Annotated in this window: 10 protein-coding genes; 7 read left to right on the plus strand and 3 right to left on the minus strand. The window is 69.6% G+C overall.

Annotated features, from left to right (window positions below):
* Positions 1-12: 12 nt before the first annotated feature.
* Entirely contained in the window at positions 13-2,331 is a 2,319-nt protein-coding gene (locus tag JGR64_RS05930; RefSeq protein ID WP_199372479.1) for a TonB-dependent receptor, read from the minus strand.
* Between the two features lie 163 nt (positions 2,332-2,494).
* Between JGR64_RS05930 and JGR64_RS05935 the strand changes: the two genes are divergently transcribed.
* Positions 2,495-3,619: a phytase gene (locus JGR64_RS05935; protein WP_199372480.1), complete on the plus strand. Its 1,125-nt coding sequence runs from the start codon at positions 2,495-2,497 to the stop codon at positions 3,617-3,619.
* Positions 3,616-5,052 (plus strand): metallophosphoesterase family protein, encoded by a 1,437-nt coding sequence (locus tag JGR64_RS05940; RefSeq protein ID WP_199372481.1) that lies wholly within the window; start codon positions 3,616-3,618, stop codon positions 5,050-5,052. Before JGR64_RS05935 ends, JGR64_RS05940 begins: the two co-directional genes overlap by 4 nt.
* A 368-nt stretch (positions 5,053-5,420) precedes the next feature.
* Here the strand turns inward: JGR64_RS05940 and JGR64_RS05945 are convergent, their stop codons facing one another.
* Positions 5,421-6,911 carry an aminotransferase class III-fold pyridoxal phosphate-dependent enzyme gene (locus JGR64_RS05945; RefSeq protein WP_199372482.1) on the minus strand — a complete coding sequence of 497 codons (1,491 nt, stop codon included), beginning with the start codon at positions 6,909-6,911 and terminating at the stop codon, positions 5,421-5,423.
* A 135-nt stretch (positions 6,912-7,046) separates the two neighbouring features.
* Between JGR64_RS05945 and JGR64_RS05950 the strand changes: the two genes are divergently transcribed.
* Both JGR64_RS05950 and queA read left to right on the plus strand, forming a co-directional pair.
* Positions 7,047-7,478, plus strand: a complete 432-nt coding sequence (locus JGR64_RS05950; protein ID WP_199372483.1) for an Lrp/AsnC family transcriptional regulator — start codon at positions 7,047-7,049, stop codon at positions 7,476-7,478.
* 13 nt (positions 7,479-7,491) lie between these two features.
* Complete coding sequence (queA, locus tag JGR64_RS05955) at positions 7,492-8,523, plus strand: tRNA preQ1(34) S-adenosylmethionine ribosyltransferase-isomerase QueA (protein WP_199372484.1); 1,032 nt, start codon at positions 7,492-7,494, stop codon at positions 8,521-8,523.
* Here queA and JGR64_RS05960 read toward each other — a convergent pair.
* A complete protein-coding gene (locus JGR64_RS05960; protein ID WP_199372485.1) occupies positions 8,508-9,065 on the minus strand; it encodes a YaeQ family protein in 558 nt (185 codons plus the stop codon). The two genes, queA and JGR64_RS05960, sit on opposite strands and share 16 nt — an antisense overlap.
* Before the next feature lie 183 nt (positions 9,066-9,248).
* On the opposite strand from JGR64_RS05960, the gene JGR64_RS05965 reads away from it, so the two are divergent.
* From JGR64_RS05965 to JGR64_RS05975, 3 genes are read left to right on the plus strand one after another with little or no spacing between them, the layout of a single operon-like run.
* On the plus strand, positions 9,249-10,340 hold the full coding sequence (locus JGR64_RS05965) for a Fe(3+) ABC transporter substrate-binding protein (RefSeq protein WP_199372486.1): 1,092 nt from the start codon (positions 9,249-9,251) through the stop codon (positions 10,338-10,340).
* A 44-nt stretch (positions 10,341-10,384) separates the two neighbouring features.
* A complete protein-coding gene (locus tag JGR64_RS05970) occupies positions 10,385-12,070 on the plus strand; it encodes an iron ABC transporter permease (RefSeq protein ID WP_199372487.1) in 1,686 nt (561 codons plus the stop codon).
* Complete coding sequence (locus tag JGR64_RS05975; RefSeq protein WP_199372488.1) at positions 12,067-13,059, plus strand: ABC transporter ATP-binding protein; 993 nt, start codon at positions 12,067-12,069, stop codon at positions 13,057-13,059. Before JGR64_RS05970 ends, JGR64_RS05975 begins: the two co-directional genes overlap by 4 nt.
* Positions 13,060-13,107 lie beyond the last annotated feature (48 nt).

Consider the following 13,107-nt stretch of genomic DNA (forward strand, 5'->3'; position numbering starts at 1 on the left):
GCAGCAAGCGGGTCAGAACGCCCAGCGCATGACCAGCTGCCAGGCCGGGCCGGCTTCCTCCGTCTCCAGCTCGTACTCCTTGTGGTCGCGCGCCAGCTGGTCGCCGAGGGTGTCGAACTTGTGGAAGAACTCGTCCTTCGACGCATCCAGCAGGTTGGCGGCCGACAGGCGCAGCGACAGGCTGTTGCCGAAGCGCTTCTCGACGAACGCTTCCAGGTCCTCGCCGTAGCGGATGGTGACTTCCTCGCCAACGATGCGCTCGTACGCGTCGCCCTGCTTGCGATACGTCACGCCGAAGCTCGCGGCCAGCGAGGGCACGTCCTGGATGAAGCCGACGTTGAACGCCGACCGGGCCTGGTTGTTGAAGCGTCGCGTGCCCATGAAGTCTTCGACGTCCGACTTGACGTACGCGTAGTTCAGGAACACGCCGGTGCTGTCCATGCCGAACGCCGACAGCGGGGTCGACAGGTCGAACTCGACGCCGTAGACCTTGCCGTCGCCGACGTTGGCGGACGTGAACAGCCAGCTTTTGGCCGGTTCCGCCGCCATGGCGTCCTCGACGCTGGCGTAGTCGCCGTCCTCCACCATGTCGTCCCAGGCGTCCCGCGCTTCCTCGCTCGGCTCGCCGGTATTCACCAGTTCGATCAGGTTCCTGACGTCGCGGTAGAACAGGTTGATGCCCACCACGCCACGCTTGCCGAGGCGACGTTCGTAGCCGAAGTCGAGGCCGTTGGCGGTTTCCGCGTCGAGCTGCGGATTGCCGATGTAGTCGTTGTCGCCGAATTCGCCGTCGAGCAGGGCCGGCACCAGCTCGTTGAAGTCGGGGCGCTTGATGCTGCCGGCCAGCGACAGGCTGAGGCGGTCGGCATCGGTCAGGGCCCACTTCAGGTGCAGCGACGGCAGCAGTTCGTTGTAATCCTTGCTCGCGGCGCCTTCGACCTCGCCGTCCTCGCTGTAGCGGATGTCCGACCTGGTGGTCTCCAGGCGCAGGCCGGTCTCCCAGGACAGAATGCCGCGCGTGCCGGAGAACATGAGGTAGGGGTCGAGGCGCTTTTCCTCGATCACGCTGGCGACAACGCCATCGAGCGCGTAGACCAGCGTGTCGCCCTCGTTGTCGGCCGCACCCTCGTAGTAGGAGTAGGTGAGGTCGCGCTTCTTCGTGCGGTAGTCGAGGCCGAATTCCATGTCCGCGGCGCCGACAGGGCGCTTGTGGGCGATCGTGAAGCTTGTTTCGGCGTCCTTCGCATCGAGCGATTCGGCCTCGGCATCGGATTCGTCCCACTCGCCGTCGACATAGGCATGCGCCTCCTCGCTTTCGATGCTGTCGTCCTCGAAGCGCGCGTGGTCGACGCTCAGCGTGGTGCGGCCGCCCGCCATGTCGAACTGGTACTCGGCGCCGAGGCCCCAGTTCTTCTGGTTCACCGTGGCAAGGCCCGGCACGTTGGAGGTGATCACTTCGCCGTCGTCGTATTCCTCCTCGAAGGACACTTCGGTCACGTCGCGATCGGTCTTCACGTAGAAGCCGTCGACACTCAAACGCCCGGTGTCGCCCACGTCCGCGGTCCAGGACAGGTTGCCGGAATAGTCGCGGCCGTCCTTCACTTCGGTCTGGTCCTCCCAGCTGGCCAGTTCCTCCATCGATGGATCGGTGAAGCGGTCGGAGCGCTTGAACTTGGCGCGGTAGCGGTCCTGCACGTTGATGCCGGCGAGGATGCGGCCGCCGAGCGCCTCGCCGCTGGCGACGGCGCCGAACGTCGGATTCACTTCGCCGTCGTGCGCGCGGTTCACGCCGACGCGCAGGTAGCCGCCGTCGAACTCGTAGGCGTCGCGCAGGATGATGTTGATCGCGCCGGCGATGGCGTCGCCGGAGCGGTTGGCGCTGTTGCTGCGCAGGATCTCGATGCGGTCGACCATGTCCGCCGGGATGCGGTCGACCCAGAACGAACGGTCGTCGCCCGCACCCGGCACCTTCTTGCCGTTGATCAGCACCTGGGTGTAGCCGCCGCCCATGCCGCGCAGCTGCACGCCGTCGAACTCCATGATGTCGGAGCCGACGAACGCCGCGCCGGGCAGGCGCTTGACCATGTCGCCCACCGTGTTCGGCTCGAAGCGCTGGAAATACTCGAGGTCGTAGCTGAGCACCGGCGCCGTGTCGGTGGTGCGGTTGCGATAGGTGATCTCGCCCTGCACGACAACCGAATCGAGCTGCCTGGGTTCGCCTGCCGCATCGGCCGAGCCATCGGGGGCCGTGGCCTGTGCAAGTGCGGCCGGTGCCACCAGTGCAAGCATGAGCGCCTGCGAAAGAAGGGTGGCCTTGAAGATGCGGTTCATGCAGCGGATCCGGAAGCGAAGTGATCGGCGTATTGAATGGCACGCGCATGGCATGCATGTGACCGTTGCCGGGTCCGATGCCCTGCAATCCAGTCGTCATGGAGCGCGGGGATGATGTTTCGCTTGCGTGACACGCGCGCCCCTGATCCAAGGTTGATCCCCGATGCCCCAGCGCCTGATTTCCGTTGCCGTTTCCGTCCTGTTGCTTGCTGCCTGTTCCGGCAAGCCGGCGGTCGAGGATGGCGAAGACCGCGCCGACCGCGCACGGGAAGCCGCGCGTCCGGCCACAAGCATCGATGCTGTCGCTGTGCCTGAAGCCTTCGCCACGCCGATGACGCCTGACGACAACATCGACTCGGTTGCCAGCTGGACCGGCGCCGATGGCAACGTGCTGCTGCTGGCCACAGCCAAGGCCACGCATCGGCTGGTGGTGTACGACGGCGGCACGGGTGCATTCCTGCGTCATGTCGGCGGGCGCGGCGCGGGCGCGGGCCAGTTCGACCGGCCGAACGGCATCGCCGTGGTCGATGATTTCGCGTTCGTGGTCGAGCGCGACAACCGGCGCGTGCAGGTGCTGCGCCTGCCGGGCATGGAGACGGTGGCCGAGTTCGGCACCGACGTGCTGCAGCTGCCGTACGGCCTGTGGGTGGGCAAGCTCGACGGCGGCTACGAGGTGTATGTCACCGACGCCTACATGGCCGGCGTGGACGCGGCCGGCGATGACATCCTGCCGCCGCTGCAGGAACTCGGTCGACGCGTGCAGCGCTTCGCCCTCTCGCCGCGGGGCGACGGCTTCGCGGTCCGCCATGTCGGTGGCTTCGGCGACACGTCAGCTGATGGCGCACTGCGCGTCGTCGAGTCCCTGTGGGGCGATCCTGCCAACAACCGCCTGCTGATCGCCGAGGAAGACGAGACCTACGCCAACGAGTTCAAGGTCTACGACCTGGCGGGCGCGTTCAGCGGCCGCACCATCGGTGCAGAGTTCCTGCAGGCGCAGGCCGAGGGCATCGTGCTCAAGACCTGCGCGGATGGTGGTGGCTGGTGGATCACCACCGAACAGGGCAAGGGCAGCACCGCATTCCATCTGTTCGCGCGCGACACGCTGGAGCATGCGGGTGCAGTCGCAGGGCCGACGGTCGCCAACACCGACGGCATCTGGCTGCATTACGCACCGACCGCGCAGTTCCCCGACGGCGTGCTGTATGCGGTGCACGACGACCAGGGCGCGGTGGCGATCGACTGGCGCGAGATCGCGTCCGCGCTCGACCTGCCGGCATGCACCCGATGAACGCGCTGACCGTGGGTGGCGTGGCGTCGCGCGGCGCAGGCCGCCTGCTGCTGGCGGTGCTCTTCGCGCTGGCCGTGGCCAGCCCGGCGGCGTCGCGAGACATGACAGGCACCGCAGCGGGCGACACCCGCGAAGTGGAGCCCAACACCCTCGTGCCCGCCGGCGATCTGCGCTACGCGCCGGCCGCACACCCCGACCGCATCGTCGCCTCACCGGCCGAGGATCCTGCGACGGGCTTCCAGGTGTCGTGGCGCACTGCCTACGGCGTGGATGCGCCAAGGCTGGAGCTGGTGGTCGCCGGTGATTCGCCCGACATGGGCGTGACGCGCAGCTTGGCGGCGCACAGCCGTGCGTTCACCACGGAGAACGGCGCCGGTCACCAGCACCAGGTAACGGTGGGCGGTCTTCAGCCCGACACGCTGTACGCATTCCGCGTGCAGGGCGGCAACGGCTGGTGGAGCCCGTGGCGGCAGCTGCGCACGGCGGCGGCTCCGGGTACGCCTCTCGAATTCCTGTACTTCGGCGACACCCAGAACAAGAACGCCAGCCTCGTCACGCGCGTGGTGCTGGAGGCGATGCGCCACGCCCCCAAGGCGCGGCTGGCGCTGTTCGCCGGTGACCTGGTGAGCGGTGGCGACGGCGAAGACGACAACGAGTGGGGCGAGTGGTCCGACATCGCGGCACCGCTGGCGTCGACCATGCTGCTCGCGCCCCTGGCCGGCAACCACGAGTATTTCGAGGAGTTCGAGGACACGCCGCAGGAGCGCCGCGTGCTGGGCGCGCACTGGCCGCACATGTTCGCGCTGCCCGGCAACGGCGCGCCCGGCGCGGAGGCGACCACCTACTGGTTCGACATGCACGACGCGCGTTTCGTGGTGCTCGACGGCACCTCGGCGCTGGATCTCGGTACCGCCAAGGCGCAGGCCGCATGGCTCGACGGCGTGCTTCGCGACAGCCCGCGCGCCTGGACGATCGTGGCCATCCACCAGCCGATGTATTCGCCGCGCGAGGGTCGCGACAACCGCGTGCTGCGCCGGCACCTGATGCCGGTGCTCGAGCGCCATTCCGTCGACCTGGTGCTGCAGGGCCACGACCACACCTACGGTCGCCGCGCAGGCGATGCCGGCAAGGCGACGCCGCAGTACGTGGTGTCGGTGGCCGGTGCCAAGCAGTACCTGCTCTCGATGGAAGCCCGCGAGACCATGGCGCCGGTGGCCGAAGACACCCAGCTCTTCCAGGTCATCCGCATCGACGGCGACACGCTCCGCTACGAGGCACGCACCGCCACCGGCCGCCTGTACGACGCCTTCTCGCTGCTCGGCGACCGGGCCACGGGGCGGCGAATCGTCGAGCACACCGACGGCCGCATCGGGCAGCGTGACTGCGGCCGCTCGGCGACGCTGAAAGGCCGTACGGACCGCTGCTGGGAGTAGGGCGCTTCACTTGGGTGGCGGGTACCAAGGGCCTTGAGGACTCATGTCCCCCGGATCCGCCTGCGGCGGATGCCTCCTCCTTGACTTCGCCCTCAAGGCCCTTGGCACCCGCTGCGCCGCATTACGCGGTGTGTAAAGGCACACCCCGCGACCCCGGGCCTTGCGCTCCGGCTTGGCTTTTGCTCTCCCGCACCCACAGCCGCCACCCGGCCCCAAAGTGGCCGTGAGGCCTTCGCGGGGAAGTCAAGGAGGAGGCATCCGCCGCGAGGCGGATGCCGGGGGACATGAGCCGCGAAGGCCTCACGGCCACCACAGGGCCCGCCAGGCCTCCAACGCCCCTCAGGCCACGGAGTAGCGGCGAGAGGTAATCAGGCCGCAGCCTGCACCCGGGGCCCTTCCAGCAGCGCGCGCTTGACCATCGACACCACCAGGTCCAGCTCGTCTTCCGACATCTCGAAGCGCGGGGTGAAGCGCAGCGAGTTCTCGCCGCCGTGGATCACGCCCAGGCCGCGCTCGCGCAGCCACTCTTCCGACGAACCCGCCCCGTAGCCCTTGAAGCCCGGTGCCAGCTCGCAGGAGAACAGCAGGCCGGTGCCCTGCACCTTGGTGATCAGGCCGCCGAGCTCGGCCTTGAGCGCCTCGAGCTTCTCGAGCGCCTGCTGGCCGCGGGTGCGGATGTTGGCGCGCACTTCGGGTGTGACCAGGCCGAGCACCGTGACGCCGACATCGGCGGCGCGCGGATTGGCGGTCATGGTGTTGCCGTAGGTGCCGCGCTTGTAGATACCCGCGGCGCGTGCGGTGACCGCCAGCACCGACAGCGGGTACTGGCCGGCGTTGAGCGCCTTGGAGTAGGTCTCCATGTCCGGCGCATCCTGCCCCTCGAAGCCGGGGTAGTCGACGATCGACAGCGCGCCGGTGGCGCGCAGGCCGGCCTGGATGGAGTCGACCAGCAGCAGCGAACCATGCGCCTTCGTGAGCTCGCGCGCGGCGGCGTAGAACGCCACGGGCACGCCGCGGCCGGGATCGCCTTCGCCCATCACCGGCTCCAGGAACATCGCCTCGATGAACCAGCCCTTCGCATCGGCATCGGCGAAGGCCTGCTTCAGCGCCGCCAGGTCGTAGGGCGGCACGACGATCACGCTGTCCTCGTGGCGGTAGCTCGCCAGCGCGCCCTCGTAGGCCTTGCGCGAGGAGTTGGAGTACAGCGCCGGCGCCTCGGTGCGACCGTGGAACGCGCCCTTGACCACCAGGCGCTTGATCGTGCGGCCGGCGTGGCGGGCGCCGGGGTCGGTCATGGTCTTGGCGTTGGTGTCGACGATGCGCGCGGCCAGCGACACCGACTCGGAGCCGGAGTTGAGGCACATGAAGGCGGCATACGGGCAGCCGCCGATGCTGTGGCCAATCTCGGCGCGCAGCGCGCGGTCCAGGCGCAGCTGCGACAGGCTGGGCGTCATGACGTTGGCCATCGCCTGCGGCTTGGCCATCGCATCGATCACCGCCTGCGGCGCGTGGCCGAAGCCGAGCATGCCGTAGCCGCCGGTGTCGTACAGCACCGCGCCCTTGAGGGTCACGATCCACGGCCCGCGCGCGACGAGTGCGACATACGGATTCACGCCGTCCTGCGGATAGAAGTTGACGTAGCCCGCCTGCACCGCCTGGATCTGCGCATCCTCGTCGAGGTCGAGGAGGTCGCCGAACTCGGCTTCGATACGGGAGAATTCCGCGGCGGCCGCGTCGATCACGGCGGCGAGGTCGGCATGGCCCGCGGCCAGGCGCTCCACGGTGGCGTCATCCAGGCCGGTGGTGCGGCGGTGGCCCTTGCGGGCGCGGAGCGTGGCGAGCTTGGCGGTCACGGACATGGTGCGGATCCTCGGGTTGGAGTGGCACCCTCCGGCGCCTCGCCTTCTATTATCGCCATGGGTTCGGCGCTTGGTAGGTGCGAATTGCGCAATAGTCGGGTAGCTTTCGTCGAATCGACGTACGGAATGGGCGAGATGAAACTGACCGGCTCCGACGAGGCATTGCTGTCGCTGCTGCGCGAGAACGCGCGCGCGTCCACCGCCGAGATCGCACGTCGCCTGCAACTGTCGCGGACCACGGTCCAGAGCCGCATCGAGCGCCTGGAACGCATGGGCGTGATTGCCGGCTACACGGTGCGGGTGAAGGATGATTACGAGCGCGAGCGCATCCGCGCCCTGATCATGGTCACCGTGTTCCCGAAGCAGGCGCCGGCGGTGGTCGAGGCGCTGCGGAACATGCCGGAACTCCGCAGCCTGCAGTCGGTCAGCGGACCGTGGGACCTGGTGGCGCAGGCCGTGGTGCCGACGATCGGCGACATGGATGCGCTGACCGACCACATCGGTGCGCTCGACGGTGTTGAGCGCACCACCTCGTCGCTCGTCCTTTCCACCAAATTCCAGCGCTGACGGAACCCCTGCAGTGAAGAAGTCCGATTTCCATTTCGACCTGCCGCAGGCGCTGATCGCACAGGCGCCTCTGGCCGAGCGTTCGGCCAGCCGCATGCTGGTGGTGCCGCCTGCGGTGGCGACGTTCGAAGACCGCCACGTCCGTGACCTCCCGGAGTTCCTGCGCAGCGGCGACCTGCTGGTGTTCAACGACACACGGGTGATCCCGGCGCGCCTGTTCGGCCACAAGGCGGGCACCGGCGGGCGCGTGGAAATCCTGATCGAGCGCCTGCTGCCGGGCAACGAGGCCCGTGCGCAGGTGGGCGCCAGCAAGACGCCGAAACCCGGCAACCGGATCCTGTTCGACGCCGGCGGCGAGGCCGAAGTGCTGGCAAGCGACGGCGCCTTCCACCACCTGCGCTTCCATGTCGAGGGGGCACTGGAGTCGTGGTTGCTGAAGGCCGGCCGCCTGCCGCTGCCGCCCTACATCCAGCGCGATGCCGGCGCCGACGACGCGGAGCGCTACCAGACGGTGTTCGCACGCGAGTCGGGTGCGGTGGCCGCGCCCACCGCGGGCCTGCATTTCGACGAAGCGCTGCTGGAATCGCTGCGCGCGCGCGGCGTCGACTTCGGCCACGTCACCCTGCACGTCGGCGCCGGTACGTTCCAGCCCATGCGCGTGGACGACGTGCGCGACCACCACATGCACAGCGAGTGGATCAACGTCGGTGCGGAGCTTGTGGACCAGGTGCACGCGACGCGCGCGGCCGGCGGGCGCGTCGTGGCGGTGGGCACCACGGTGGTGCGGGCGATGGAGTCGGCGACCGTGGACGGCGTGCTGCGGCCGTTCGCGGGGGAGACCAGCATCTTCATCTTCCCCGGTTACCGCATCACCTCGGCCGACGTGCTGCTCACCAACTTCCACCTGCCGGAATCGACCCTGCTGATGCTGGTGTCGGCGTTCGCGGGCAAGGGCCGGGTGTTCGCGGCGTACGCGCATGCGGTGCGCGAGCGCTATCGCTTCTTCTCGTACGGCGACGCGATGCTGCTTTATCCGGAGGACTGAGGGCCGCCCTGCAGCCAGCGCGGGGTGAACACGACGTTGGCCGCATCGCTCATCAGCTGCAGCTCGCCGTCCTGGATCATCGCGGTCAGGCGCATGCCGCGTTCGAGCAGGCCTTCCATCGCGGCCACGGTGTCGGCGCCGATGTCGACCACGACCAGGTTCCTAATGCGCGCCAGCGCGGCCGCGTTCTTGCCCCACCAGATCGCGGCGCCGCCGCCGCTGTAGGTCACCACGACCACCTGCCTGGCGCGTCCTGCCGCCTTGCGGATGCGGCTTTCATCGGGCTGGCCCAGGTCGATCCACTGCTCGATGTCGCCGGTGTAGTCGCGGCGCCAGAGGTCGGGTTCTTCCTCGTTACTCAGGCCGCGGCCGAACTCCAGGCGCTCTTCGGCGAACAGCGCGTACGCCAGCAGGCGCACCATCAGCCGGCCGGGCGTTTCGGACGGGTGCTGCGCCAGGGTGAGGTTGTGCAGGGCGTAGTAGTGCCGGTCCATGTCGCTGACCTGCAGCTCGACCTTGTAGACGGTGGCGTTGGGGGCCATGGGGGGTCCGCGCAAAGCAGGCGATTGTAGGCGCTTTCGGCCGGGCTCCGGCCTCGAGCCCGGCCCGCACGCCTGTGGCTAGCCGCTGCCGGCGACCGGTGAGACAATAGTGATTCTCATTACCGCCCGTTACGGCTGCAGCCGTGGCCACGCCCGCGAACGATCCCAGGAGCTCCCGTGCAAATGCCGTCCCGATCCAACCGTCCCGCCGCACTTCTCGCTGCCGCATGCGCCGCGCTGCTGCTCGCCGCCTGCGGCAAGCAGGCGCCGTCCGCGGAGGATGCCGGCGCCACGACGCCGCAGGCCGATGCCGCGGCGGGCGAGGTGAACCTCTACACCACGCGCGAGCCGGGATTGATCCAGCCACTGCTTGACGCATTCACCCGCGATACGGGCATCACGGTCAACACGGTGCTGCTCAAGGACGGGCTGATGGAGCGCCTGAAGGCGGAAGGCGAGCGTTCGGCGGCCGACGTGCTGATGACCGTGGACACCGGCAACCTGCTGGATGTCGTCGAGGCGGGCCATACCCAGGCGATCGGTTCCGACGTGCTCGAGGCCGCCATTCCGGCGCACCTGCGCGGCGCGGACGGCCACTGGTTCGCGCTATCGCTGCGTGACCGCGTGCTGTACGCACACCGCGACCTGGCGCTGGACTCCTTCGCCTACGAGGACCTTGCAGATCCGAAGTGGAAGGGCAGGGTGTGCATCCGCTCCGGCCAGCACCCGTACAACACCAGCCTGTTCGCGGCGATGATCGCGCACGACGGCGCCGAGGCCACCGAAACCTGGCTGCGCGGCGTCAAGGCCAACCTGGCGCGCAAGGCGGCCGGCGGCGACCGCGACGTGGCCCGCGACATCCTCGCCGGCATCTGCGACATCGGCCTGGCCAACGCGTATTACGTCGGTCGCATGAAGAACGCCGAGCCCGGTTCCGAGCAGCACCAGTGGGGCGAGGCCATCAAGGTGATCCGCCCGGTCTTCGCCGGCGCCGATGGCGGCGGCACGCACGTCAACATCAGCGGAGCGGCCGTGGCGCGATACGCGCCGAACCGCGACAACGCGGTGCGGCTGATGGAGTACCTGGTCTCCGACGAGGCGCAGAGTCTGTATGCACGCGCGAACTACGAGTACCCGGTGAAGGCCGGCGTGGAGCTTGATCCGGTGGTGGCGAGCTTCGGCGAGCTGCGCATCGACCCGCTGCCGTTGACCGAGGTCGTGCGCCATCGCCGCCAGGCGAGTGAGCTGGTCGACAAGGTCGGCTTCGACAATTGAGCACGGCGCCGGCCAACCTGGCCGGCCCGGTCGGCCCTCTCGGCATGAACCTTCACGCAAGCCGCGGTGCCGCCGCGGCGCTGCGCCGCCTGGACCCCTGGCAGCTGGCCGCGGCGGGCATTGCCGTGGTGGTGCTGCTGCCGCTGCTGTCGCTGGCCTGGACCGCACTCCAGGGCAGCAACGGCATGTGGTCGCACGTGGTGGTGCACGTGCTGCCGACCGCCGCCCGCAACACGTTGCTGCTGCTGGCCGGCGTAGGCGTGCTGGTGGTCGCGATCGGCACCGGCGCGGCCTGGCTGGTCACCGCCTACGAGTTTCCCGGCCGACGCACGCTGGCCTGGGCGCTGCTGCTGCCGCTGGCGGTGCCGACCTACATCGTGGCGTTCGCCTACCTCGACCTGCTGCACCCGCTGGGGCCGGTGCAGGGCATGGTGCGCTCGCTGCTGGGCTACGACAGCCCGCGCGACTTCCGCCTGCCCGACATCCGTTCGCTGGCCGGCTGCATCGTGCTGCTCGGCTTCGTGCTCTACCCCTACGTGTACCTGACCACGCGTGCGATGTTCATGACCCAGGCGGCCGGGCTGATCGAGGCCGCGCGCACGCTGGGCGCCTCGCCGGCGGCGGTGTTCCGGCGCGTGGCGCTGCCGCTGGCGCGGCCGGCGATCGCGGTGGGTACCGCACTGGCGCTGATGGAGGCGCTCAACGATATCGGGGCATCCGAATTCCTTGGCGTACAGACGCTCACGGTGGCGGTCTACACCACCTGGATCACGCGCAGCGACCTGCCGGGCGCCGCGCAGATCGCGCTGTCGATGCTGGTGGTGGTGGTGGCGCTACTCGCGCTGGAGCGCCATGCACGCCGCCGCCAGCGCTACGCGTCCGGGCAGCGGCCGCGGCCGATGCAGCCCCTGCGGCTGCGCGGTGGCCGTGCCGCGCTGGCTTTCGCGCTGGCGCTGCTGCCGGTGGTGGTGGGATTCGTGCTGCCCGCGGGCTACCTGGTGGTGGAAACCGTGGCGCGGATGGGCGACGGCGGGGTGTCGCCGCAGCTGCTGGCGAGCACGCGCAACACGGTGCTGGTGGCGGTGGTGGCGACGCTGGCCACGGTGCTGGCGGGCCTGGTGATGGCGTGGGCGCTGCGCCTGGCGCAGGGCCGTCGCCGCGAACGCCCGGCCGCGCTGCGGCTGCGTGCGGCAAGCCTCGGCTATGCCGTGCCCGGTACGGTGCTGGCGATCGGCCTGCTGATGCCGCTGGCGTGGTTCGACGATGGCGCCAACCTTGCGCTGCACGTGTTCGGCATGGAGCCGCGGATGCTGCTGATGGGCTCGGTGGCGGCGCTGGTGCTGGTGTACATGCTGCGCTTCCTGGCGATTGCGGCCGGCGGCATCGAGTCCGGCCTGGCGCGCATCCCGCCGTCGCTCGACCAGGCCGCGGCCAGCCTCGGCCACCGCGCGGGCGCCACGCTGCGCCGCGTGCACCTGCCACTGCTGCGCCCGTCGCTGGCTGCGGCCGCGCTGCTGGTGTTCGTGGACGCGATGAAGGAACTGTCGGCGACGCTGCTGCTGCGGCCGCTGAATTTCGAGACGCTTGCGACCTGGCTGTATGCCGAGGCATCGCGTGGCACCTATGAGGAAGGGGCGGTGGCGGCATTGCTGATCGTGCTGGTGGGACTGTTGCCGGTGGTGCTGCTGGCGCGCACCGGGTTGCGCTTCGGCCAGGAGCGCGCGTCGTGAGTGCACCGCTGCTGGACGTGGACGTGATCGACGTGGCCTATCCGGCGCGCGGGGGGCCGAAGGTGGTGGTCGACGGCCTTTCGCTGCGCCTGGAGGCGGGCACCATCGGCTGCCTGCTCGGCGCGTCCGGCTGCGGCAAGACCACGGTGCTGCGTGCGATCGCCGGCTTCGAGCCGGTGCGCGCCGGATCCATCACCCTGGATGGCGACTGCGTGTCCAGCACACGGCTTTCGCTGCCGCCGGAGCAGCGCCGGGTGGGCATGATGTTCCAGGACTACGCGCTGTTCCCGCACCTCGACGTGGCGGCCAACGTCGCGTTCGGCCTGCAGCGGCTGGAGCGCGCGGCGCGCGGCGCGCGGGTGGCGGAGCTGCTCGCACTTGTCGGCCTGTCGATGTCGGCCGCGGCCTATCCCCACGAGCTGTCCGGCGGCCAGCAGCAGCGCGTGGCACTCGCGCGCGCGCTGGCGCCGGGCCCGGCGCTGCTGCTGCTCGACGAGCCGTTTTCCAACCTCGACACCGATACCCGCGAACACCTGGCGCTGGAACTGCGCGCGCTGCTCAAGGCCGCGGGCACGACGGTGCTGATGGTCACCCACGACCAGGCGGAAGCATTCGCCATGGCCGACCGCATCGGGGTGATGGACCGCGGCCGGATCCTGCAGTGGGACACTGCCGAGGCGCTGTACCGGCGGCCGGCCGACCGCTTCGTGGCCGGTTTCATTGGCCGCGGCACGCTGGTGCCGGCCTCGTCGCTCGGGCTGCCGGGCGACGACGACGTGCTGCTGCGTCCCGACGCGCTGCACCCGGACGCGGCGGGCGCGATCCACGGCGAGTTGCTGGCGGCCGGGTTCCGCGGGCCGGGGCACGCGGGCAGCGTGCGCCTGCCCGGTGGTTACGTGGTCGAGATCGATCTCCTGGAAGCCCATACGCCAGGCGGCGGGATCAGCCTGCGCGTGGACGAAGACGGCCTGGTGCGTTTCCCGCGTTGAACGCGGTTTCCGCGGCCGCGCCTGATCCGCGACAATGGCCGGCCTTGT

Source organism: Luteimonas sp. MC1572 (genome assembly GCF_016615815.1).
Lineage (GTDB): Bacteria > Pseudomonadota > Gammaproteobacteria > Xanthomonadales > Xanthomonadaceae > Luteimonas.